Annotated in this window: 20 protein-coding genes; 8 read left to right on the forward strand and 12 right to left on the reverse strand. The window is 66.5% G+C overall.

Features of this window, described 5'->3' with window-relative positions:
• Positions 1-155 precede the first annotated feature (155 nt).
• Together P12x_RS09675 and P12x_RS09680 are read right to left on the reverse strand one after the other, a co-directional pair.
• Positions 156-992: a Cof-type HAD-IIB family hydrolase gene (locus tag P12x_RS09675; RefSeq protein WP_435010656.1), complete on the reverse strand. Its 837-nt coding sequence runs from the start codon at positions 990-992 to the stop codon at positions 156-158.
• Positions 993-1,059: 67 nt separating this feature from the next.
• Positions 1,060-2,304: an MFS transporter gene (locus P12x_RS09680; protein ID WP_435010657.1), complete on the reverse strand. Its 1,245-nt coding sequence runs from the start codon at positions 2,302-2,304 to the stop codon at positions 1,060-1,062.
• A gap of 179 nt (positions 2,305-2,483) precedes the next feature.
• Between P12x_RS09680 and P12x_RS09685 the strand changes: the two genes are divergently transcribed.
• Complete coding sequence (locus P12x_RS09685; protein ID WP_435010658.1) at positions 2,484-3,239, forward strand: DeoR/GlpR family DNA-binding transcription regulator; 756 nt, start codon at positions 2,484-2,486, stop codon at positions 3,237-3,239.
• A 126-nt stretch (positions 3,240-3,365) separates the two neighbouring features.
• On the opposite strand, the gene P12x_RS09690 is transcribed toward P12x_RS09685, so the two are convergent.
• Complete coding sequence (locus tag P12x_RS09690; RefSeq protein ID WP_435010659.1) at positions 3,366-5,627, reverse strand: serine hydrolase; 2,262 nt, start codon at positions 5,625-5,627, stop codon at positions 3,366-3,368.
• A gap of 381 nt (positions 5,628-6,008) precedes the next feature.
• On the opposite strand from P12x_RS09690, the gene wecB reads away from it, so the two are divergent.
• The 6 genes from wecB (at position 6,009) to P12x_RS09720 (ending at position 13,226) form a co-directional block, all read left to right on the forward strand.
• Complete coding sequence (wecB, locus tag P12x_RS09695; protein WP_435010660.1) at positions 6,009-7,178, forward strand: non-hydrolyzing UDP-N-acetylglucosamine 2-epimerase; 1,170 nt, start codon at positions 6,009-6,011, stop codon at positions 7,176-7,178.
• An 88-nt stretch (positions 7,179-7,266) separates the two neighbouring features.
• Positions 7,267-8,280: a DNA polymerase III subunit delta gene (gene holA, locus P12x_RS09700; protein ID WP_435010661.1), complete on the forward strand. Its 1,014-nt coding sequence runs from the start codon at positions 7,267-7,269 to the stop codon at positions 8,278-8,280.
• A 544-nt stretch (positions 8,281-8,824) separates the two neighbouring features.
• Positions 8,825-9,040 carry a BON domain-containing protein gene (locus P12x_RS09705; RefSeq protein WP_435010662.1) on the forward strand — a complete coding sequence of 72 codons (216 nt, stop codon included), beginning with the start codon at positions 8,825-8,827 and terminating at the stop codon, positions 9,038-9,040.
• A 199-nt stretch (positions 9,041-9,239) separates the two neighbouring features.
• The gene (locus P12x_RS09710) at positions 9,240-10,739 is read left to right on the forward strand and encodes a transglutaminase-like domain-containing protein (RefSeq protein WP_435010663.1); all 1,500 of its coding nucleotides are present in this window, start codon (positions 9,240-9,242) and stop codon (positions 10,737-10,739) included.
• A gap of 224 nt (positions 10,740-10,963) precedes the next feature.
• Complete coding sequence (locus P12x_RS09715) at positions 10,964-12,799, forward strand: carbamoyltransferase family protein (RefSeq protein ID WP_435010664.1); 1,836 nt, start codon at positions 10,964-10,966, stop codon at positions 12,797-12,799.
• A 16-nt stretch (positions 12,800-12,815) separates the two neighbouring features.
• A complete protein-coding gene (locus P12x_RS09720; RefSeq protein ID WP_435010665.1) occupies positions 12,816-13,226 on the forward strand; it encodes an SxtJ family membrane protein in 411 nt (136 codons plus the stop codon).
• On the opposite strand, the gene P12x_RS09725 is transcribed toward P12x_RS09720, so the two are convergent.
• The gene (locus P12x_RS09725; protein ID WP_435010666.1) at positions 13,213-13,713 is read right to left on the reverse strand and encodes a hypothetical protein; all 501 of its coding nucleotides are present in this window, start codon (positions 13,711-13,713) and stop codon (positions 13,213-13,215) included. The two genes, P12x_RS09720 and P12x_RS09725, sit on opposite strands and share 14 nt — an antisense overlap.
• A 68-nt stretch (positions 13,714-13,781) precedes the next feature.
• Between P12x_RS09725 and P12x_RS09730 the strand changes: the two genes are divergently transcribed.
• Positions 13,782-13,976 (forward strand): DUF5989 family protein, encoded by a 195-nt coding sequence (locus P12x_RS09730; RefSeq protein ID WP_435010667.1) that lies wholly within the window; start codon positions 13,782-13,784, stop codon positions 13,974-13,976.
• On the opposite strand, the gene P12x_RS09735 is transcribed toward P12x_RS09730, so the two are convergent.
• The 8 genes from P12x_RS09735 to P12x_RS09770 all read right to left on the reverse strand — a co-directional run bounded on the left by P12x_RS09735 (position 13,957) and on the right by P12x_RS09770 (position 22,272).
• The gene (locus P12x_RS09735) at positions 13,957-14,133 is read right to left on the reverse strand and encodes a hypothetical protein (RefSeq protein ID WP_435010668.1); all 177 of its coding nucleotides are present in this window, start codon (positions 14,131-14,133) and stop codon (positions 13,957-13,959) included. The two genes, P12x_RS09730 and P12x_RS09735, sit on opposite strands and share 20 nt — an antisense overlap.
• Before the next feature lie 307 nt (positions 14,134-14,440).
• Positions 14,441-15,790: a glycosyltransferase family 9 protein gene (locus P12x_RS09740; RefSeq protein ID WP_435010669.1), complete on the reverse strand. Its 1,350-nt coding sequence runs from the start codon at positions 15,788-15,790 to the stop codon at positions 14,441-14,443.
• A complete protein-coding gene (locus P12x_RS09745; protein WP_435010670.1) occupies positions 15,771-16,949 on the reverse strand; it encodes a glycosyltransferase family 4 protein in 1,179 nt (392 codons plus the stop codon). The genes P12x_RS09740 and P12x_RS09745 overlap by 20 nt, the downstream gene beginning before the upstream one ends.
• Before the next feature lie 102 nt (positions 16,950-17,051).
• Complete coding sequence (locus P12x_RS09750; protein ID WP_435010671.1) at positions 17,052-18,572, reverse strand: hypothetical protein; 1,521 nt, start codon at positions 18,570-18,572, stop codon at positions 17,052-17,054.
• Positions 18,569-19,423, reverse strand: coding sequence for a class I SAM-dependent methyltransferase (locus tag P12x_RS09755; protein ID WP_435010672.1), 855 nt, complete (start codon positions 19,421-19,423; stop codon positions 18,569-18,571). Before P12x_RS09755 ends, P12x_RS09750 begins: the two co-directional genes overlap by 4 nt.
• Complete coding sequence (locus P12x_RS09760; protein WP_435010673.1) at positions 19,420-20,193, reverse strand: glycosyltransferase family 2 protein; 774 nt, start codon at positions 20,191-20,193, stop codon at positions 19,420-19,422. Before P12x_RS09760 ends, P12x_RS09755 begins: the two co-directional genes overlap by 4 nt.
• Positions 20,186-21,226, reverse strand: a complete 1,041-nt coding sequence (locus P12x_RS09765) for a CDP-alcohol phosphatidyltransferase family protein (protein WP_435010674.1) — start codon at positions 21,224-21,226, stop codon at positions 20,186-20,188. Before P12x_RS09765 ends, P12x_RS09760 begins: the two co-directional genes overlap by 8 nt.
• Positions 21,227-21,324: 98 nt before the next feature.
• The gene (locus P12x_RS09770) at positions 21,325-22,272 is read right to left on the reverse strand and encodes a glycosyltransferase (protein WP_435010675.1); all 948 of its coding nucleotides are present in this window, start codon (positions 22,270-22,272) and stop codon (positions 21,325-21,327) included.
• Positions 22,273-22,334 lie beyond the last annotated feature (62 nt).

Here is a 22,334-nt window from a genome sequence, read left to right on the forward strand (position 1 = left end):
GTCCGAAATCTCGTCAAGGGCGAATAGCAAAGATTCCTTTGAAATCGAGATCCATTCCCGGGTTGGAAACAGGGACGGCGCAAAGAAGAAAGCCGTATCCCTCTTCCAGGAAGAGGGATACGGCTCACGATACGGTCATGGTTTGAAGGTCGGATTCAGGTCCGCTTCGAAGGGGTGAACCCGGCCGCGATGAGGTCGACGGCGCGAGCCAATGCCGATTCAGGCTCGCCGTGAGAGCCCACAAGCCGAGCGGCCGCTCGGGCTGAGGCCCGGCCGTGAGGCATCGCCACCCCGAGCCCCGCCCAGGAGAGGAGCGACACGTCGTTGTGGCCGTCGCCGAACGCCAGGACGGCCTCGCGGGAGATCCCCGCCGAATCCGCCACGGCGGCCACGCCATCCGCCTTGTGGGCCTCCAGCGCGGTGACTTCGAGATACCAATCGTTCGTGACCGTCACCGACAGCCGCCCTTCATACCGATCCAGGAACTCAACATGAGCACCGGAGATCAGTGAAGGGTCGGCCGCCCAGACCACCTTCTCGGCCGGCCGGTCGGCCAGAGATCTCAGGTCGGCGATCGTGACGTGATCGTTGCCGCTCTCGACCCGATAGGACTCCACCCAGGGGGTGTCGACCTGGGCGAAGACCCCTTCGGTCAGCCAGAGCAGGACGGTATGGCCCCGATCCAGCCCTTCGGCAACGAGCGCCGCAGTGTCGGAAGGAGCCAGCGACGATCGACGGAGGACTTGCCCGGTCCTCGGGTGTTCGACCCGAGCCCCCTGGCAGCTCACGACGTAATCGTCGAGGCCGAGTTCCTGGCAATAGGGAAGCATGTTCGCGTGCCTGCGGCCCGAAGCGAGGATCACGCGGCAGCCCAGCTCGCCGAGTCGCTTGACGGCCCGCCGGTTCTCGGCCCCGATCTTCTTGTCGGGGCCGACCAGGGTGTCGTCGATGTCGATCGCGGCCAAGGCGTATGGAAAGGTCGTTGTCACCATCAGTCTCTACTCCTCGGTCAACGGTGCGGGAAGTCTCCGACTCCATCCTCAAAGATGATCCGACGATTCAGGACGCCATCGCGGGGGCCGAGCGATGAGGATCGCGGCGAACCGAGGCATTCCTCGATATCCCGCGGCTCCCCGCGATCCCGGCACCGACCGCGATCGTCAGGCCGAACACCACGACCATCAGGAGCGAGTTCGGCAGTCCCAGGACTTCCGAGAGGACACCGATCATGGGAGGGCCGGCCAGGAACCCGAGGTAACCGATCGTCGAGACCGTCGCGATCGCGCCACCCGGGTCTTTTTCTTTACCGGCGGAGCGGAAGATGACGGGCACGGCGTTGGCCAGTCCCATCCCAACCAGGCCGAATCCGACCAGGGCCGCCGGGAAGGTCCGGAACCCGATCGCCCCTCCCAGTCCGACCGCCACGAGAAGCCCGCCCATGCGCAGCAATCCGGCCGGGCCGAAACGGGCCGAGAGCCGGTCGCCGGCGAAACGGGTGAGAGTCATCGCCATCATGTAGATCGTGTACCCCAGGGCCGCCGAAGCCGTCGAAACGCCGACCGGCCCCGCCAGGTAGACCGCGGACCAGTCGCTGATCGCCCCTTCGCAGAACAAGGCGAGGAACGCGAGCACTCCGAGCGGCACGAGCCGTCCCGACGGCCGCCGCGAAGCCTCCGCTCCCGAGTGGGATTCGACCCGATCGCCCGACCGAAGGTTCCCGGCCGAGGCCAGGACCACCACCATCAGGAGCGAGCCCACCACCAGCATCGTCAACGAAGGGAGGACCGCCCAGCGTAAGGCCAACGCCGCCGTACCCGCCCCGAATAGCGAGCCGAGGCTCCAGCACCCATGGCAGTTCGACAGAAGCGGCCGGGATCCCTCACGCTCGACGGCCACCGCCTGGGCATTCACCGAGACGTCCAGCGTCCCCTTGGCCGCGCCGAACGCGAACGCCGCCAACGTGAACCACAACAGACCGCCCCCCACCTGGACCGACAGGGCAATCATCGCGATCATCGAGCAGTAGAAGCATCCCGAGGCGATCGCCACGCCCCGACTCCCCCGCGTCGCGATGAATCGTCCGGCCATCGGCATCGCTACCAGGCTCCCGGCCACCATCGCGAACAGGGGGACACTCAGGCCGCCATCGCTCAGACGAAGCCCCGACTTGAACGCTGGGAGATGGGCAGCCCACGCCCCGAAACCAACCCCATCGACCGCGAACATGGCCAGGACCGCCCTCCTCGACCGGCGATCATCCTGCATCGACGTTCCGGGGTCCGCTCGAACCATTGCCGAAGTCATCACGAAAACCTTCTCCATTTATTGCATGTTTCTGCGCGAAGCTTCCTGTTCCCGGCCAATCCTAGGATGATCTCGGGACGAATCAAGAGAGTTCGTGCATTTTCACGCAAATTGCACGAAACATGCTGCAGGACCATGCAAGATTGATTAAACTCCAGGCATCACCTGGAGACATCCCGATGCTGACCGCCGAGCGCAAGCGCTTGCTCCTGGACGTTTTGAAGTCCGAAGGGAAGATTCTCGCGTCGAATCTGAGTAAGAGGCTGGGTGTTTCCGAAGACACCGTGCGCCGGGACCTCCGGGAACTGGACAAGGCAGGGCTCTTGCTCCGGGTCCACGGGGGTGCCCTGCCTCGATCGCCAACCTCGATTCACTATGCCGAGCGTGAGAAGGAGTCGACCGACGCCAAGAGGACGATCGGCGCGGCCGCCGCCCAGTTGCTCCGCCCAGGCGAGGTCGTGGTCCTCGACGGCGGGACCACCCCCCTGGCGGTGGCCGAGCACCTGCCCCCCGACCTGTCCCTGACGATGGTGACGCACAGCCTGCCGGCCCTGGAGGTCCTCTCGGAACACGAGAAGGCCGAGTGCATCGTCGTCGGCGGTCGCCTCTTCAAGGCCGCCCGGGTGGCCGTGGGGATCGCTGCGGTGGATACCTACCGGATGCTCCGCCCCGATACCTGCGTCCTCGGGGCCGCCGGGATCCACCCCGAGGCCGGCGTGACGACCTTCGACGGCGAGGAAGCCGAGGTCAAGCGGGCCATGGTCGAGCACGCGACTCGCGTGATCGTCGTGGTCGCCGGCGAAAAACTGGGCACCGTCGCCCCCTATGTCCTGATCCCCATCGAGCGGATCACCCACCTGGTCACCGACCGCTCCGCCTCGCCCGAGGTCCTGCAAACTCTCCGGGAGATGGGGTTGGAGATCGTGGTCGCCTGATCGTTGACCTCCGATTTTGGCGTCGTCAGACTCGACCCGAACTTCTCATGGAACGAGAACCCGCCCGCGAGATCCAGCGATCCGGCGGGCGGGTCGGGGCGTTTCGAGCCGGGCGAAACCGGGCGGTCATTCGATCGACCTGGATTCTCTGGCGGCCGGCTCGTCCTTGATCCGTGATGCTTTTGCATCCCGCCCGTCGCGATGCAGGTCGATGTGCGTGACCTTCCCCCGGTCGTCCTTCACGAAGGTCGCCGTGGCGTCCGAGGTCGGGCTCAGGAGGAACACCGTCTCGGACTCGGGGAAGAGTTCCATCTTGCCGTCGCCTTCGGCCTGAGACATGAGATGGTCCCCCTCTCGGGTGATTTCGAGGATGGCCGCCTTGCCGATCTCATAGCGACCGACGTAGGCATCGAATAGCGTCGGGTCGATCTTGGCCAACTTGTGGGCGACGGGCCTGGTATTCTTCAGGCCCGACTTGCCGGCGATCAGGTAGGCGTTCAGGACGTTGTCGAACTTGGGTGCGTCATCATTATTGACGAGGAAGACATACCCGATCCCCGGATCCTTGTAGAGCAACGAGTGGCTGGTGAAGCCGGTATTCCTCCCCCCGTGCCCGTAGTTGATTCCCTGGGGCGTCTCCTCGATCGCGATGCCGAGGCCCCATGAGGCGTGCTGGTCATCCGGCACCTTGACCTGGGGTCGGAGCATTTCGTGGCCGGTGGCCTCGGAGAGGCCCTTCCCCTGGAGGACGGCGATCAGGAACTTGGCGTAGTTCCCCGCGTTGATGTGCAGACTGGCCGCCATGTTGGGCTCCTGGAGCTTCCACTTCGGCAAGGGCGAGGCCCCAGCATGGCCGATGGCGGTCAATCGCTCGACCTCGTCGTTGTAGACCAGCGAGGCGTGCTCGATCCCCAACGGGGCGAAGACCTCTTCTCGACAGAGGTCGACCAGTTTCTTGCCGGTGAGCTTCTCGACGACCTTGCCGAGGTAGACGAACCCTTCGCCGGAATACGAGACCTCGGTCCCGGGGGTGAACTTGATCTCGAGTTTCCCCGTCCGCCAGTTGGGGAAGCCCGTCCGATGGGTCAAAACCATCCGTGCCGTGATCAATTTGTATCGGTCGTCATGGGAAATATCCTCATACGGGAGATACGTGTAGAGCGGGGTGTCGAGATCCAAGACCCCACGATCCACCAACCGAAGGACGGTATAGGCGAAGACCGGCTTCGTCATGGAAGCGGCTTCGAAGATGGTGTCATCGGTCACCGGCTCTCCGGTTATCGCATTCTTGAGCCCGAATCCTCGCTGGTAGACGACCTTGTTATCCTTGATGACGGCGATCGAGATCCCCGGCGTCTTGAAATACGCCAGGTAGGCTTTCACAAACCGGTCGAGATCGTCCTGATTGAAGGCTTCGGAATTGCGGAGCACGCCCTTGTCGCCGATCATCCCCGGCCAGGGAACGGGTGTGACGTGCAGGAGATCGGCCCTGGCGAGGCCGTCTGCCTCCACCCGGACCTCGACGGCTGGGCTCTCCTCGATCCGGAGATTGGCCGAGTCCACGGGTCGGATCGTATAGGGGCCCTCGGGGAGATTCTTGGCCCGGTAAGTCCCGGCCGTGTCGACCTTCGCGTTGCGCCAGAACGCGGGGTTACGGCTCGACTGAATTCGCACATGAAGCGGTAGGGCCGAGTCGGACGGGTCTTTCCAGGCGACGCCGCCCGTGACCTCGCCAAATCGCGTCTCGGGCGAGACGAGGAGGACTTCCCCGCAACGGTCGGGGGTGTCCACCTTCTGCGTCCCGCTACCCCAGGCGGCCCAGGAAAACGAGCCGTCCTGATCCTTGTCGGCCACGGAAATGTCGAAGCCGATCACCCGATCGGGGTCGAGATCGGCGTCGAACTCGATCCGCCACTCGTAGACGATTCGCGAATCCGCCCGCGTCACGGCCACCTTCATCTTCTTTTCGAGCCCTTCCTGAGCCCCGACGACCCGATTCTGGCCCCCGTACCGGGCATATTGCTGGAAAGAAGATCCGCTCACGGAATGCAGGGCGTCGATGAACAGTTCGCAGCCATCCTGGGTGTTCCAGACAGCTTCCCCGGGACCATCAAGGACGATGGAGTCGTCGATGACCTCGACCGCCACATAAAGGGCGTGTTCCTTCGCGTTGAAGGCGATCCGAAATTGGGCCTTCAGATCGTCCGGGCTGCCCAGCTTGTCGCCGAATTCGATCCGCTCGATCGGGTACCGCGTCGCGCCTTCCGGCCAGTCGCCCAGATCCCCATCGATGGCAATCCCGCTCGCCGGATAGGCGACCCCGACCGAGCCGTTCTGGCCGAACGTTGGACTGGGCCCGATCAGTATCGCGGCGAGAAGGAGTCCCACAACCCGAACTTCGAGGGACGATAACGGGCGTAAAACATTCATGATCGATCGTTCCTGTAACTTCGGTGCGAGGGGTGCCGGTTCCTCAAGGGTCCGTTCGGTCCGGGCTTCGGCCTTCGTGATCGGCCCGACCTCCCGGATCCAGCAGCCGACTACTACAACACGTAGAACCATCTACTACATTGCGTAGAAACACACAATGGGGTCGCCCGGATTTCCGGTGGACGAAAGTGTTTCGCGCTCAACACGAAATTCTTAAAACCGGCTTAGAACAAGATAAACGATCGAGCTGGTTCCCCCCTCGCGATTGAACGAATCCGGCGTCCCGACCATACTGAGCGGGGGTCGAGCGGCCTGGCATTCGGGAGGCGATGGGACGATATGGTCGAATCTCGGGAGAAGGGGCTGGTGATCGTCTGCGTGGTCGGGACGCGACCCGAGGCGATCAAGATGGCCCCGGTGGTCCTGGGACTTCGACGAGCCGGTGGGCTTCGGGTCCGGTTGGTCTCGACCGGCCAGCACCGGGAGTTGCTCGACGATTCCCTGGCCGAGTTCGGCCTGGTCGCCGATCGCGACCTGGGTTTGATGAGGCCGGGCCAGACCCTGGCCGAGGTCACCGCTCGGGCTCTCTCGTCACTCGATGGAGCGATCGCCGAGGAACAGCCCGATCTGGTTCTGGCCCAGGGTGATACGACGACCGTATTGGCCTCGGCCCTGGCTTCGTATTATCGCAAGATCCCCTTCGGTCACGTGGAAGCTGGCCTGCGGACCGGCCAGCCTTATCGGCCATTCCCCGAGGAGAAGAACCGGGTCCTGGCCGCCCACCTGGCCGAGGTCCACTTCGCCCCGACCGCTCGGGCTCGGCTGAACCTGCTCCGCGAAGGGATCGACGACCGGGCCATCCACGTCACGGGGAACCCGGGGATCGATGCCCTCCACCTGGCCGGCTCGCGGGCCGGTCCCCTTCCCTTCGAGCCGGAGACCGACCGGATGATCCTGGTCACGGCCCACCGTCGGGAAAGCTTCGGGGCCCCCCTGGCCGAGATCTGCCGGGGGCTACGCGACCTGGTCGAGCGCGACCCGCGGCTCTGCGTCGTCTTCCCGGTCCACCCCAACCCCAGCGTCGTCGAGGCCGTCGAGGCCCACCTCCGGGGACAGCCGAGGATCCGACTGGTCGGGCCGGTCGGCTATTCTCGATTCGTCGCCCTGATGCGAGCCTCGTTCCTGATCCTGACCGACTCCGGCGGAGTCCAGGAAGAAGGCCCCTCCCTCGGGAAGCCCGTCCTGGTCCTCCGCGACGAGACCGAGCGGCCCGAGGCGATCGAGGCCGGGACCGTCCAGCTGGTCGGGCCACACCGCCGGGCGATCGTCGAGGCCGTCGAGGCCCTCGCCCGTTCGCCGGATCTCTACCGGAAATTCGCCACCATCGCCAATCCGTACGGCGATGGATGGGCGGCCGAGCGGATCGTCCGGATCATCCAGGGACGATTCGGGATCGCCCCTTCGCCCGAGCCCCCCGGCTTCTCGGCCGAGTGGCCGAAGGCACGCTGAGGCGGCCTCGACTTGCTGGTCGACCGGATCGAAAGCATGGTAAGCTCGGCTAGACGGACCGACGACCAGGCCCCTCCCCGAGAGCGGGATGCCCATGCACGCCTTCGAGTTCCTCCGGCCGGCCAACCACAAGACGGCTCGCCCGATCTATGCCCTCTCGGGGGATGATGCCTACCTCCGTGACGAAGCGATCCGAGCGATCGCCCGCGCCGCGCTCGGGTCCGACAACGACGACATGGCCCTCTCGCGGTTCCCGGGGGACCAGTCGAAGCTGGCCGATGTCCTGGACGAGGTCCGCACGCTCCCTTTCCTCGCCAAATGCCGGGTGGTGATCGTCGATGGGGCGGACCCGTTCGTGACCGCCCACCGGAAGGAACTGGAGACCTACGCCGAGAAGCCTTCGACTTCCGGGATCCTGGTCCTCTCCGTCAAGTCCTGGCCGGGTAACACGAAGCTGGCCAAGCTGGTCGAGAAATCCGGCCTGGCGATCGAGTGCAAGACGCCCGACGAGCGCGAGCTGCCCGGCTGGCTGATCCAGCTCGCCAAGGCCCGATTCGGCGTCAAGCTGGAGGCCGACGCGGCGCAGCTCCTGGTCGAGCTGGTCGGGCCGGAGGTGGGACTCCTGGCCTCCGAGGTCGAGAAACTTTACGTCTACGTGGGAGAGCGGCCCTCGATCGCCCGGGAAGACGTGGCGAAGATGGTCGGCGCGGGGCGGGTCGAGACGCTCTGGAGTACCGTGGATGCCGCGACGACCGGCCAGGGAGCGGAAGCCCTGGCCGACCTCGACAAGCTCCTGGGATCGGGCGAGGCGCCGGTCCGACTCCTGGCCGGGATGTCCTTCTCGCTCCTGAAGCTCCACCACGCCGGTCAGCTCCGCCGGGCCCGGGTCGAGCTCCGCGAGGCCTGCCAGAAGGCGGGTATCTTCCCGGGGGGTGTCGAGAAGGCACGCCAGCAGCACGCCCACCTCGGCCCGTCCCGGGTCGATCAGCTCCCCGGGCTCCTCCTCCAGGCCGACCTGGATATCAAGGGAGACTCGACCCTCACGCCCCGCGTGATCCTCGAACGATTGCTCGTCCGACTGGCAGCCAAGCGGCAAGATTGAGCCCTCATCATGAATCACTGCGTTGCTAAGATTGCTACAATCGTCGCCGAAGGCCGGGACGATCGACGCTCCATCCTCCAGCTCGGATACAATCTGGGACGCCTCAGCGAGCTAACGGGGCTGGGTCGCGAGCCATTCTGGGACCGCTGGAAAGGGCCGATCGAGGCCTGGGACCGGCCCGAGTTGGAAAGATTGGCCCGGGATTTGCAGCAATTAGTGCCACCAACCATCCCTCAACCCCATGCTTCCGAGTCGCCCATACCCTCTCCTCGAGAGAATGGGATTTGAGCCCGCGCCGGAGATCCGATGGGGATTCTTACCTGTGAGAGCAATCCCCAGGAGCCTGCGTGAAGGTTGGGTGATTTTCCGGTTTCTACGACCACTTGAGTGGATCGTATCCTAGAATAGAGTTGCCAAATTGCGGAATTTTCCGATCAGTTCCCATCAGGAGAACGACGAGCAGCCCCTTGCTCGCTCGAAACGGTCCGGTTCGCTGAAATACCCCCTCGACGCCCACCAACGATCCGACCAGGAGATCGCTTCGATGTCTTCCCCGAAATCCTCACTAATCCAGCAGCTCGAAACCAGGGTTCGTGAGGCGACGCACAATCGGATCCGTAATCTTTCCGTCGAGGAAACCAAGGGTCATGTGACGCTCCGGGGCCAGGTCCCGTCCCACCACACGCGCCAGCTGGCCCTCCATGGGGCCCTGGAACTCCTGTCCGGCGACCGGTTCTCGGCCATGTTCACCGTCGGCTGACGGGCCAACGCCTCGCCGGCTGACCCCACAAACCTCTCGAAGCTTCGGGCCCGGCCCGCTCTTGAACTTGAGCGAGTCGGGCCTTTGCATCATAGTGGTCCCTATGACCGGCGACCCTTCCCGCACGGCGGGCCCGGTCGTCGACCGTCCGAGCCCCGTGAGGCCGGGCGATCGTTCCCGGGACCGGAGGGATGGATTGATGAGACGGATCGCGGAAGGGCCTCGGCGGTGGGTCTTGTTGTCCCTGGGAATCCTCGGCGTGCTCGCCGGCTCGGCCGGATCGGCCCCGGCCCAGTCCGAGTCGTGGGATGCGGTCTACGTCGCGGGCAGTAAGGTCGGCTACATGAGGACCCGGGTCATCCCCAAGAAGGAAGGGGAACGGCCGCTGATCAATGTCCTGGTCGATTTCAACCTCTCCTTCAAGCGTGGGAATGACTCCAGCACCATCGAGGTCCAGTATGGGACCATCGAGACACCGGAAGGGGAGGTCCTCCGGCTCGATACCCGGACGCTCGTGAGCCAGCAGGTCATCCGGGTCTATGGCGACGTCATCAACGGCAAGATGACTCTCAATATCGTGAACGGTTCTCAACGTCAGGAAAAAGTGATCCCCTGGGGCAAGGACGTTTATGGCCCGTATGGCCCCGAGCTGATCCTCTCCCGGAACCCGATCAAGCCGGGCGAAGTCCGCCAGATCAAGACCTTCATCCCCGACCTCAACAAGATCGGCGACGCCACGCTGACCGCCCGGGGGATCGAGCCGGTGGCCCTGGGCGGAGGAGTCAACCGCGACCTCCTCCGGGTCGATCAGGTCGTCGCGTTCGAGGAGGGCAAGATCGCCCCCGAGTTCAATACCTCGTTCTGGGTGGACTCCGGCGGCCAGGTCCTCAAGAGCTATACCGACTCCAATGGCGGGATGGTCGTCTATCGGACCACCAAGGAGGCCGCGCTCCGGCCGGGACCGCAGTTCGACCTCCTCGCCGCTTCGATCGTCAAGATCGGCCGGAAGATCAACAATCCCGAGACGAGTCGCGACGTCCTCTACAAGGTCACGATGACCGACGCCGACCCCGCCTCGATCATCCCCAACGACCGCCGCCAGTCGATCAAGGCCGGCCCCGAGCCCCGGACCGCGATCCTGGAGGTCAAGACCGCCGGGCCTGCCGACGGTGCCTCCGGGACTGATTCGGTCGACCCCGAATTCCTCCGGTCCAACCCGATGATCACCAGCGACGACCCCCGAGTCATCGCCCTGGCACGCCGGGCCGCAGGGTCGGCCACCGACCCCTGGGCCAAGGCCCAGGCCATCACCCGATGGGTCGCGACCAACCTCAAGAACAAGAATTTCGAGACCAGCTTCGCACCGGCCGACGAAGTGGCCCGGACCCTCTCGGGCGATTGCACCGAGCACGGGGTCCTCACCGCCGCCATGTGCCGGGCCGAGGGGATTCCCGCCCGGGTGGTCGCGGGCCTGGTCTATGCCACTCACCTCGGCGGGTTCGGGTTCCATATGTGGAACGAGGTCTACGTCAATCGCCGATGGGTCGCCCTGGACTCGACCTTCGACGAGGTCGACGTCGACGCCGTCCACATCAAGCTCTCCGATTCGAGCCTGGATGGAGTCTCCCCCTTCGAGACCTTCCTGGCCGTCTCTCGGGTGTTCGGCAAGCTCAAGCTAGAAGCGGTCGAGGTCCGCTAAAGAGCCGATCCCGGCAGGCTTGTGGTCAGTGGATCAGTGGTCATGAAGCAGTCTATCCCTCTCCCCTCGGGAGAGGGTGGCCGAAGGCCGGGTGAGGGTCAAGACGATCGCAAATGCGAATATGCCCCAGCCACTAGCCACTAGCCACTAGCCACCAGCCACTCGACATGCCGCGTGGTCTCCAGGAAGACGCTCATCAACCAGTTCCCGAGCAACACCCTTCCATGCCCGCCATCCTCGGGATCTCCGCGTTCTATCACGACTCGGCCGCCGCCCTGGTGGTCGATGGCCGGGTCGTTGCGGCCGCCCAGGAAGAACGGTTCACCCGCAAGAAGCACGACGCCGGATTCCCCACCCGGGCCGTGGCCTTTTGCCTCGAAGAGGCCGGAATCTCGGCGGGAGACCTCGACTGGGTCGGCTTCTACGACAAGCCGCTCCTGAAGTTTGAACGACTCCTGGAAACCTACCTGACCCTGGCCCCCCAGGGCTTCCGGTCCTTCGCCCAGGCGCTCCCCGTCTGGGTCCGAGAGAAGCTGTTCCTCCCCCGGACGATGAGCAAGGCGCTCGGAGGGGCCTACAAGAAGCGGTTCGTCTTCGCCGAGCATCACGAGTCGCACGCCGCCAGCGCCTTCTATCCCTCGCCGTTCGAAGAAGCGGCGATCCTCACCGTCGACGGGGTCGGCGAGTGGGCCACGGCCAGCTTCGGGACCGGTCGAGGGCGATCGATCGACCTGACCCATCAGCTCCGCTTCCCGCATTCGCTCGGGCTCCTCTACTCGGCTTTCACCTACTATTGCGGCTTCCGGGTCAACAGCGGCGAATACAAGCTGATGGGCCTGGCCCCCTACGGCGAACCCCGATTCGCCGGCCTGATCACCGATCACCTGCTCGACCTCAAGGCCGACGGCTCGATCCGGATGGACCAGTCGTACTTCGACTACGCCGCCGGGCTCACGATGACCTCGAAACGGTTCCACCGACTCTTCGGCGGCCCGCCCCGGAAGCCCGAGTCGCCGATCACCCAACGCGAGATGGACCTGGCCGCCTCGGTCCAGGCCGTGACCGAGGAAATCCTCCTGAGGATGGCCCGTCATGTCCACAACCTGACCGGGCTCCCCAACCTCTGCCTGGCGGGCGGGGTCGCGCTCAACTGCGTGGCCAACGGTCGGATCCTCCGCGAAGGGCCGTTCGATCGCCTCTGGGTCCAACCCGCCTCCGGCGACGCCGGCGGAGCCCTGGGCGTGGCGCTCCTGATCCACCATCAACTGCTCGAGCACTCGAGGACTCCCCAGCACCCCGACGGCCAGTCGGGATCGCTCCTGGGTCCGAGCTACTCCGACGACCAGATCGAGAAGTTCCTGCGGACCTCGGGCGTCCTCTTCGAAAAGTTCGAGGATGACGAGGCCCTCTGCGAGGCCGTGGCCGGGCACCTGGCCGAGGGGGCGGTCGTCGGCTGGTTCCAGGGCCGGATGGAGTTCGGCCCGCGGGCCCTGGGCTCGCGGAGCCTCCTGGGCGACCCGCGCGACCCGGACATGCAGTCGACCATGAACCTCAAGATCAAGTTCCGCGAGTCGTTCCGACCGTTCGCCCCGTCGGTCCTGCTCGACCGAGCGCGGGATTACTTCGACATGCCCCGAGGGTCCGAGAGCCCGTACATGCTGGTCGTCGCCCCGGTGAAGGAGGACCATCGGGTCGCGACTCCCGGGGCCGATCAACTCTTCGGGATCGACCGACTGAAGGCCCCCCGGAGCACGATCCCGGCCGTGACCCACGTCGACGGCTCGGCCCGGGTCCAGACCGTCGACGACGACCGATTCCCGCTCTTCGCCCGGCTCCTCCGTGCCTTCGAGGCCCGGACCGGTTGCCCGCTCTTGATCAACACCAGCTTCAACGTCCGGGGCGAGCCGATCGTCGAATCGCCCCTCGACGCCTATCGAGGGTTCCTCGCCACCGGGATCGACGTCCTGGCCCTCGGCCGGTTCGTGATCCGCAAGGCCGAACAGAAACCGATGGATCGTGCCGAGGTCGAGGCCCACCTAGCCCGCTTCGGACTCGACTGAGACGGGGTCCCCGCCCATGATTTCCATCCCCTGGAACCCCGACCGGAAGACCCTGGCCGAGTTCTCCGAGGCCGGCATGTTTGCCCTGGGGATGGTCGCCGCCCCGCTGGCCTATTTCCGGGGGCAGCCCCGGTTTGCGGTCGCATTCTGGTGCCTCGCGGTGATCGGCCGCCTGATCGGCCTGGTCCGCCCGAGCTGGCTCAAGCCGGTCTTCCTCGGCCTGACCCTGGCCACCTGGCCCATCGGCTGGGTTGTCTCGCGAGTGGCCCTGGGACTGCTCTTCCTGCTGGTCTTCACGCCGATGGCCCTGGTCTTCCGATGGACCGGGCGAGATGCCCTGAATCGCTCGATCGACCGGGAAGCGACGAGTTACTGGGAGCCCTACCGGCCCAATCGCGGCCTCGACCGCTACCTCAGACCGTTTTAGGTGGCGAATGACTTGTAGGACCGGCATTCCCCACCCGGACCGATCTCGAACGGGTGAGAAAGCCGCCAAGCAAAGCGAAGCCGAGTTGCGGCGAGACGAGAAAGATCGAGGCAACGACCTGCCGGACGATGGGTTGGTTCACCAAGATGGCCGGGACGAAATCACCATACCGGAGATAGCGGTGGTGGCAGGCGTAGATTATCGAGATCGAATAGAGGGCCAATGCCAGCACACCGAAGGCTTCGAACCCGGGTAAAGACGGATGGATCTTCTGGCGTCGGAGCCCGAGGATGAGGCCGATCGCGAGGATATTTGCCATAGGCAAAGCACCCCTGACCAACAGGTCGATTTGATTGACAAGGTTGATAGGTGTGAGGCCCTGGCTCGGGCCTGGCCGAGCATAGCAGGTCTGGATCGTCCAGAGGTCGATCGCGAAAATGGCAATTAGGACCATGAGGCTGCTGATTTCGAAGCGAATCACTCTCATGATAGGCTCCTCGCCATGACCCGGTTTCGGCTCGATGAGCCGCGACGAATATCCGTCTGAGGGCGACCATGACAAACGATCCCGACCGACTCGAACGCCTGGCCCGGCAGTCCCAGCCGAGCATCGTGGCCGAGTTCTTCGCGTTCCTCCGCGAGAACAAGAAGTGGTGGCTCCTGCCCATCCTGCTGCTGATCGCGGTCCTCGGGCTCCTGATCGCCCTGGCCAGCACCGGCGCTGCCCCGTTCATCTATACGATGTTCTGAACGACTCGATCGCGCGGAGGATCCCGGGAGCCCGCTCTTCCAGGACCATCCGCGCGTAAAGACAGCCGAACCAGGCCGCCCAGGCCAGGGCTAGCCAGGCTCGCCAGTCGATCCGGAGGGTGGGACGGGTGACGGACCCGCTCGGGTTCGTGGGCATGATTCGGGCCTCCCGACGAGAATGTCTGCTAATCCGACCCGGCCGATCCGGAATGTAACCGAGTCTTCTCCCTTCGTCCTGACCCTCGGCATTCCCTCTCCCCCCGGGAGAGGGTGGCCGAAGGCCGGGTGAGGGTGTACAGCTTCTCGCAAATGTCAAACGTTGAAGATGATCGTCGAAAGGTCGATCGAAGCCTCTCACTCCAACCCTATCCCGGCGGGAGTGGGAGCCAGAAGCCCCAGACTGGGAAGGGTTTCGAGAGATGATGCGAGCTTCGTTGGGTTCGTTTTTCCCGCGAAGTTCCGGATCAGATCGGGACGTGAGGCGACTCCTCGCGGTGGAGCCGGGCCCACCATCGGCGGGCCGCCCGGTAGACGCGATCGGGCTCGAGCCCGGCCATGCACGGGTGGTCGGCCAGGGGGCAAACCTTGTGGTGGCAGGGCCGGCAACGGACGGTCTGACGGAGGACCAGCGCCCGTCTCGACCAGGGACGCCACTGGCCGGGCCGATTGGTCCCGCTGAACAGGATGACAGACGCCGTGGACGCCGAGGCGGCCAGGTGGGCCGGGCCGGAGTCGGAGCCGATGAACAGGTCGGCCCGTTCCAGGAGCGCGGCGGTCTCGGTGATCCGGAATCGGCCCGACCAGTCGCGGAGCCTGGCATGCGTCCCCAGAGCCGAGGCCGTCGCCCTGTCCTCGGCACCTCCGACGACGATCACCCTCCAGCCGTCGTCGAGGAAGAGCCGGACCAGTTCCTGCCAGTGGCGAGTCGGCCATCGCTTGGCCGCCGCCCCCGCACCGACGTGGACCGCGAGCAAGGGGGCCGAGTCGCCGAACCGGCCGGCGTGCAGGTCATCGGGTTCATCCCAGACATTGGGTTCGTTTTTTCCGGAGACGCGTCGAGACCGGCCGACCGACTGGACCGCGACGGCCGAGCCGACTTTCGCCAGGCTCCGCCCCGGGCGATCGGACCAGGCCTCGCGGAGCGCCTGGGCCACCCGGACCCGGTCGCGGTCGGTCGCGTGAACGCGGACTCGCGCCGGGGCGTCCATCGGCAACCCCAGGCAATCGATCAGGGCGGTCCGCGAGGCGACCTCGTGGCGGGCGGGGACCCATCGGGCCACGTCGGTCAGGAGGAACCCGCCCCCGCCCATCGCCCAGCCGAGCCTCCGGGGGATTCCCGCCAGGGCCAGCACGAAGACGGTCAGGATGTCGCCCCGGACGTCGATACCGAGGTCGAAGCGATGCGTCCGGAGCGTCCGCCCCAGCGTCCAGACGGCGGAGCCGAGGGCTCGACGCCCCGGCCGACGCTCGAACCAGTTCCGGTCGGCCAGGTGGACGCGGTCGACCTCGGGATCGGCCTCGAAGATCTCGCGGTTGCTCGGCGAGGCGAGGACCTCGATCGACGCCTCGGGATAGGCGGCCCGGAGCCTCGGGAAGATCGGGCTGGTCAGGATCGCGTCGCCCATGTGGTCGAGCTGGACCACCAGGATTTTGCGGGGCGGATCGGGATGCCGGGCCGGGCGAAAGAGCCGCCAGAGCCGGATCAGGATCGAACCGACGAGATCGAGGATGCGGACCGAGACCCGCCAGCGGAGCCGGGTATAGCGGTACCGGCCGGTGGAAACGGGCCTCGGGCTAGCGGGTGACTTGCTCATAGGCCTCCGCCGTCCGTCGGGCCACCTCGGACCAGGGGTAATGCCTCCCGACATGCTCCGAAAGGCACGGATCGGGCCCGTCGGCCCAGGCCTGGGCGACCGCTCGGGCGATTTCGGAAGGACGATCGGGGCGGGCGTAGCCGACCCGACTCCCGAAGTACTCTCGGGTGCATCCGTGAGGGGTCACCACCACGGCCGTCCCCGCCAGGGCCGCCTCCAGGGCGACCAGGCCGGGCGTCTCGAACCAGCTCGGCAGGGCCAGGACCCGCGCCGCCGCGTAGGCCGATTCGAGGACGGGGTCGTCGTGGTCGACTCGGGGGAGCCAGCGGGTGAATCCCCACCCGGCCCTCCGGCACTCCTCGGCGTATCCTTCGTATCCGGGGAGGGCATCCCCCAGGACGACCAGCGGGAGGCCCGTCGCATGGACCCCCTCGATCAGCCCCAGGACATTCTTCCTCGGCTCGATCCGGCCCACGTACAGGACGAAGTCGCCCGGTCCATGAATCGCCCGGAAGTGTGACGCTTCGGCGCGGGCGAACCTCTCCTCGACGCCGTTGGGGACCGGCCGGATCCGTCGGGGATCGGCCCCGAACCAACGGACCAGTTGCTCACCCTCGGCGGCCGAGTTGGGCAGGATGGCGTCGGCCGTGCGTAGGAGTTCGCGACGCCAGCTCGGCCATTGAGGGACCAGCGCCTTGAGCCGCCATTTGGTCCGGTTGGCCAGCCGACCGATCGGGTCGGTCGCCAGGGCGGCCATCGCCCTGGGCTCGATCCAGCAGATCGGCGAGAGGACCACGGGTACGCCCTTGGCCCGGGCGACCCGGGCGAGCTGGAGCCCTTCGCGAGACATCCCGAAGAGGTGGAGCAGCCGCGATCGGTCGAGCCGATCGGTCCAGGGGCAGAACGGTCGGACCGGTACACCCTGGGCTTCCAGATATCGCCCGGTCTGGATGAGTTGATTCTCGCCCCCGCCGGGCGACTGGAATGCCGTCGAGGGGGCGTGGTAGATCACCGAGCCGGCCGCCATCTCGCCCCGAGACCGCTCGGCCAGCCAGTGGCGGGCGGAGGTCATCGGTGCCGCTCGCAGGGCCGAGGCCCGGCCCGGCCCCTGGGGCGCGACCGGGGCCAGCCGTTCCGCTATCAGACCGCCGATCGCCATGCGCTGGCCCGTCCTTCCCTGGTTGGCGGAGGGCCCCATCCATGGTGCCCCATCGCTCCACACGATGACTACTTCTGGCCCGATTCGCCCCAATCGTCAAGGTCAATCTTCCGTTACGCCGCCCCGGACGGGATTCGGTCGGGCCGCTTCGCGATCCTTCCAACGCCTCAACTCGCGCTTCACCCGGGCCGCGAGGGTCCCGGAGGGAAGCTCCTCGGTGGGGGTGACGGTCTCCCAATCCAGGGCCGATCGGACCGCCGCCCTGAGCCCCCTGGACCCCCTCCGGAAGGCTGGGGAGGCAAGATCGACTCGCCGATCGCGGCGCTCGAATGCCAATGATCCGACCGAGAAGGGCGTCCTCGGCCCTGACAGAGGGATCGTCGAAACATGCCTGCCTCGGACGATTTCCAGGGCCATCGGATAGCGGGCGTCCCACTCGTCGAACTGGATCTCGAACCGCTCGTCGTCGCGAGGGACGACCGACCAGGTCCGCTCGGCCCGCCAACGCCACCAGCGGGCGAATTCCGTCAGGGTGGTCCGCCAGAGCATCGACTCTCGATCGACCGCCTCGGCCAGAGCAGAGACGATCCGGGGATACCGCCCGAGCCGACCCTCGGGGTGGCCGTAGACAAAGGCCGGTTCGCCGGCCTCGACCTTGGCCCGGACCGCCCGGACGAGGTGATCGGCCACCGACTGCCATTCACCCCCGGCTTCCAGGAAGACCCCCTCGCAGAGCGGGTGGACCGGGATCTGCAAGACCTTCGAGAACCGATCTCCCCGCCAGGGGAAGAACGGGACGTCGTCGTAGCCGATCTGGAAATCCGACGAGTAGGAATACCCCAGGTCTTCGAGGACCTGGTCGATCCCCGCATTCCATCTCCCGTGAGGCCCCGCGAATCCCTCGGGGTGGAAGCCGGCCCCGAGCAGGATCTCGTGGGCCCGCTCCAGGTTCCGACGGTTCGCCGACGACTCCCGGTAGACGAAATGGTAATGCCCGTGCGACTGGGCATCGACCCGACGGAGGTCGTCCAGGACCTCGGGGAGTGCCCCGTAAGCGGCGGTGCTGACGAAGTGGGTCGAGCAATCGTCGATCGGCCGACGCGCCTTCGCGAACCGGGCGTAATCCTCGGGTTCGGGCTCGTCGAGGTCGATCCTCAGGTTGAACGCCGATCGGTAGGGGAACGGGTAGATCGCCAGCCTCGCCCAGAGGCCGCCGGCCTCGACGATCGCCGATCGGATCCGATCGATCAGCCGCCGTCGGATCCGGGCCTTGGGATAACGCGCGACCCGCTCGACCAGCGTCAGGCCCTCGACCGACCAGGTCCCCGGGGCGGCCTCGGTGTCGATCAAGGCCCGGAAGGGGTCGACCGGTTCGCCCTGGCGGAAGAGGTCGATGTCCAGCGCCGCATGGCCGCCGGTCAGCATCGAGCGGACCAAGCCGGCCGAGACCCTCTTGCCGTCATACAGGACAAATCGCCCCGAGCGAAACGCCATGGGGTGGATTTCGCGGACCCGGACGAACGGCACGCCCTCCTGGGCCAGGGCCAGTTCCAGGCCGGGCGGGGTCTCCCAGAGCACCAGCGGCAGCGGCGATAGCGAGACCGGGCTCAATCCGTCGATCATCGTCGTCCCTCGACTTCGCCTCGGGATCCTTCGCGAGGGTTGCATGACCCATTCGATCCGGCCTCGGTTCGGGCTGACTGACATCCGTGATTTCTCCCCGTTGCTCGGGGGGCGGGGGGCAACGTCGCCCCTCCGTCCCTTCGGGGAGAAGTTAAGACATCAGTCGAGCTTCCCGGCACTCGAGCCGTCCAGAGCGTCATCAGTCGAGCGACGGGGACGAGGCGGAAGACGGCCCGGCGAGCCTCCTCGGGCCGGAGCAGGAATTCGACGCGGGCCTCCTCGAACTCTCGGCTCAACTGATCTTTCAGGACTTTGGGCACGAACCATCGCTCGCGGACAGGGCTACCGCTCGGGTACATCCAGAGCCCCCTCCGCTCGTCGATCCATTTGACCAGGAGGCTCGGGAGCCAGGGGCGTCGGGCATTCAGGGCCCTTGCATTTTTGTCGATGATGGCGATCCGACCGCCCGGCCGGAGGACTCGACGCGCCTCGCGGAGCACCGGCCCGACGTCCCCGACATGCTCCAGGACCTCGATCGCCACCACGGCGTCGAACGTCTTACCGGCGAAGGGCAGGCATCGGGCCGAGGCCCGGACCCGATCCAACCCGATTGCATGGGCGAGCATCTCCGAGGAGAGATCAACACCCACGACCTCCGCCCCGGCCGCCTTGAGGTGGGCGGCGAATCGGCCCTTGCCGCATCCCAGGTCGAGGATGCGCCGGCCTTCGAGCGGCGATAAGACCTTCTGGATGGCCCGGAGCCGGACGTCGTCGGACGCGACCTCTCCCTTGAAGCGGGCCTCCGACTCGTCGAAACACGCGGCGACGAAGGCGTCGTGGAAGTCGATCACGAGGCCCTCCCCGACTGGATCAACTCCCTGTGTTTCCAGTGCCGGACCGCCACCGAGAGCCCCGAGAGGGCGCAGAAGGCCAGGCCCTCCAGGCCGTCGCGAAACCCCTGCTTCCCCAGGTAGAGCTTGGCGAAGGTCCAGACCGGGCGAAGGGTCAGGTCGACCAGGCGATGAGGCCGTCCCTCTCGATGGAACTTGAGGGCTTCGAGGGTCGTATAATGGTCGATCTTCCGGAGAAATGTGTGCATGTCGGGGATCGTTCGGTGGGTGAGGTGGGCGTAGAGCTGACCCGCCGCGCCTTGGAGGTCGACCGTCTCGTGGACCGTCCCGACCCATCGGCCCCGATCTCGCCGGAAGAGGCGGAGTGGGAGGTCATGCTGGGTCCCGGAGAAGCGGAACGGTCGGCCCAGGACGATGCTCCGGATCGGCACCCGGTAACCGACAGGCCCGGAATCCGGCGCCTGGATCGCATCGCGAATCTCGGCTGCGAGGCCGGGCGTGGCCCGTTCGTCGGCGTCGACCGCGAAAACCCAATCCCCCGAGGCCAGGGCGAGCCCGGCGTTTCGCTGATGAGCGAAATCGTCGAAGTCCCGGACCAGCACCTTCGATGCCAACGATCGGGCCACCGCTTCCGTCCGGTCGACGCTCGCGGCGTCGACCACGACCACGGTCTCGTCGGCCCAGTCCAGGCTTGCCAGGCAACCGGGGAGGTTCTCGGCCTCGTCTCGGGCGACGATCAGGGCGCTGATCCGGGGTCTGGGCTCAGGCATGGGCCTCCGCCTTCCTCCAGGCCCCGGCCATCGCCCGGCCCGGGAAATACAGGGCATACGCGATCAGGGCCGCATCCAGTCGGCCGACCGCCGCCAGGGCGATCCAGAGGTGCCATCGGACATCGGCGTGCCCCACGATCCGGGCCAGCGACTTGATCCGACCGCCCGGGCTCGACAAGGCGGGCAGTTCCGGGCGACCGGCCGTGTCGTCGAGTGCCACGCCGCTGCTCGACCCGACGACGAACAGGTATTTGCCCATCGCGTAGAGCATCCCCGCGACGAGCCAGGCGGGCTGACCATCGCGGACGAACGCGGACCAGGCGACGGCGGCGTGCAGGGCCATGTCGCCCAATTCGTCCAGATTGGCGTCGAGCCACCGGCCGAATTCGGACGCCGTCCCCTGGAGCCGGGCCAGGTGGCCGTCGGCGGTATCCAGGATCAGCGCGATCGCCAGGGCGGCGGAGATCAGAACTCGGACCATCCAGGTATCGCCCGCGTTCGCCACCAGAACCGACGCCCCGAGGACCAGCGAGGCCGAGGCGATCGTCACCTGATTGGGCCGGATCCGGGTGGGCTTGAGCAGCCGGGCCAGGAACCGCGCGGGTCCCAGGGCCCAGAACCGACCAATCGGCTGATAGGTCCTCCGGCGGATCAGCTCGTCGTCGGCCCCCGCGAGGTCGCGAGGCCGGTCGAGCCGCCAGATCACCGCCGACTCGGGATCGCGACCACGCCGGAGGGCCTTCCGGAGCCGGGAAGTGTCGTAGAGTCGATCCGACCGGAGGATCGCCGCGTTCTCGGGAGGGGGTCCGGTGACCATCCGGAACCGCCCCGCGACCCCCTGGCCCATAATCGCCCGGAAATCCTCGTGCTCGTCGAGCCGGGCATGGACCGCAACCGGCCCGTCGCCGAAGTGCCCGGCGAGTTCCAGGAGATGTTCGAGGATCGGACGGCCCAGGACGCGCTCCGAGGCCAGAGGGCCGCGCGGCCCCCGATGTCGGGCGTCGATCACCAGCTGAGGCGTGGGGCGGATCATCGCGAGGCGCCTCCTTGCGCCGGTGTCACTCATCGCACCGATCCTCGTCGTGGTCGACCAGGCGAAGCGTTCGAACGAGGCATCCTATCAAAGATCGATCAAAATCGAAATCGTCGAAAGAAGGCTTCCTGCCGGGCAACCCACCCTTCGCCGCCGACCGCCAGTTCCTTCCTGGCCCGGAGGACTTCATCGAGTCGCCCCAGGGCTTCGACGAGGGCCATCGCGAATCCCCCCCTCCGTCGGGCGAGGGCGAAGGCCAGCCTCGCGGGGAGCCAGGCCAGGTGTTGGATGAGCCTCCAGCCGCTCAGGTTCTTCCAGGCGAACAGGAGCGTGTTTCGAGCGGCCAGCCGATCGCATCCCGATCGGCCGAAGGCGGGGCCGAAGGAGCCGAATCCCCGGTGATAAGCGACCGACTCGGGGGCGTAATAGCCTCGCCATCCGGCCATCCAGCCCCGGAATCCCAGGTCGAGATCCTCGATCCGGCCGGGGAAGTAGATCGGGTCGTAGCCGCCGAGTTCGAGGAACTTCCGACGATCGACGGCCAGGACCGGGCCGGCGGACGCCGTGAGGTCGGGGCGGCCGACGACCGACTCATGCCCCGGGACCCGGCAGAGGCCCTGGACCAGGCCGAACCGGGTCCGGACCCTCGTCCGCATCCCCTCGTATTCACGACCGTCGAAGGTCCAGCAAAGCGGGGCGGCGAAGAGGGCATCGGGGTGCCGGTCGATCGCCGAGAGGAGCGGCCCGACGGCGTCGGGTCCCAGCTTCACGTCGTTATTGAGCAGCAGGACGACCGGATCATCGAGGCGGGCGAGCACGACGTTGAACGAGGCCAGGCCTCGATTCGGCTCGCGGATGACCCCGACTTCTGGCCAGTCCCTCGCCAGGACTTCGAGCGATCCGTCCATCGAGCCGTTATCGACCACCGAGACCTGGCAACGGGCGGGCGAACGCCGGGCGGCCTCGATCACCGAGGGCAGGCACTCTCCGAGGAGGTCCCGGCCGTTGTAGTTCAAGACCAGGATGTGCGTCGATCGGCCACCCACGGGGTCCGTCCCTCGGGTCCTCGGTCCACCCCGGGCCGGCCGGGGTGGAATCGAGGCGTAAC

It is taken from the genome of Tundrisphaera lichenicola, assembly GCF_051175385.1.
In the GTDB taxonomy this organism is placed as follows: Bacteria; Planctomycetota; Planctomycetia; order Isosphaerales; family Isosphaeraceae; genus Tundrisphaera; species Tundrisphaera lichenicola.

Coding starts and splice junctions, on each gene's coding strand:
- P12x_RS09705 (WP_435010662.1), top strand. CDS start 8,825: ATGTCTTCCCCGAAATCCTCACTAATCCAGCAGCTCGAAACCAGGGTT.
- wecB (WP_435010660.1), top strand. CDS start 6,009: ATGGTCGAATCTCGGGAGAAGGGGCTGGTGATCGTCTGCGTGGTCGGG.
- P12x_RS09680 (WP_435010657.1), bottom strand. CDS start 2,304: ATGACTTCGGCAATGGTTCGAGCGGACCCCGGAACGTCGATGCAGGAT.
- P12x_RS09710 (WP_435010663.1), top strand. CDS start 9,240: ATGAGACGGATCGCGGAAGGGCCTCGGCGGTGGGTCTTGTTGTCCCTG.
- P12x_RS09750 (WP_435010671.1), bottom strand. CDS start 18,572: ATGATCGACGGATTGAGCCCGGTCTCGCTATCGCCGCTGCCGCTGGTG.
- holA (WP_435010661.1), top strand. CDS start 7,267: ATGCCCATGCACGCCTTCGAGTTCCTCCGGCCGGCCAACCACAAGACG.
- P12x_RS09730 (WP_435010667.1), top strand. CDS start 13,782: ATGACAAACGATCCCGACCGACTCGAACGCCTGGCCCGGCAGTCCCAG.
- P12x_RS09685 (WP_435010658.1), top strand. CDS start 2,484: ATGCTGACCGCCGAGCGCAAGCGCTTGCTCCTGGACGTTTTGAAGTCC.
- P12x_RS09715 (WP_435010664.1), top strand. CDS start 10,964: ATGCCCGCCATCCTCGGGATCTCCGCGTTCTATCACGACTCGGCCGCC.
- P12x_RS09765 (WP_435010674.1), bottom strand. CDS start 21,226: ATGATCCGCCCCACGCCTCAGCTGGTGATCGACGCCCGACATCGGGGG.
- P12x_RS09745 (WP_435010670.1), bottom strand. CDS start 16,949: ATGGCGATCGGCGGTCTGATAGCGGAACGGCTGGCCCCGGTCGCGCCC.
- P12x_RS09725 (WP_435010666.1), bottom strand. CDS start 13,713: ATGAGAGTGATTCGCTTCGAAATCAGCAGCCTCATGGTCCTAATTGCC.
- P12x_RS09735 (WP_435010668.1), bottom strand. CDS start 14,133: ATGCCCACGAACCCGAGCGGGTCCGTCACCCGTCCCACCCTCCGGATC.
- P12x_RS09720 (WP_435010665.1), top strand. CDS start 12,816: ATGATTTCCATCCCCTGGAACCCCGACCGGAAGACCCTGGCCGAGTTC.
- P12x_RS09760 (WP_435010673.1), bottom strand. CDS start 20,193: ATGCCTGAGCCCAGACCCCGGATCAGCGCCCTGATCGTCGCCCGAGAC.
- P12x_RS09740 (WP_435010669.1), bottom strand. CDS start 15,790: ATGAGCAAGTCACCCGCTAGCCCGAGGCCCGTTTCCACCGGCCGGTAC.
- P12x_RS09675 (WP_435010656.1), bottom strand. CDS start 992: ATGGTGACAACGACCTTTCCATACGCCTTGGCCGCGATCGACATCGAC.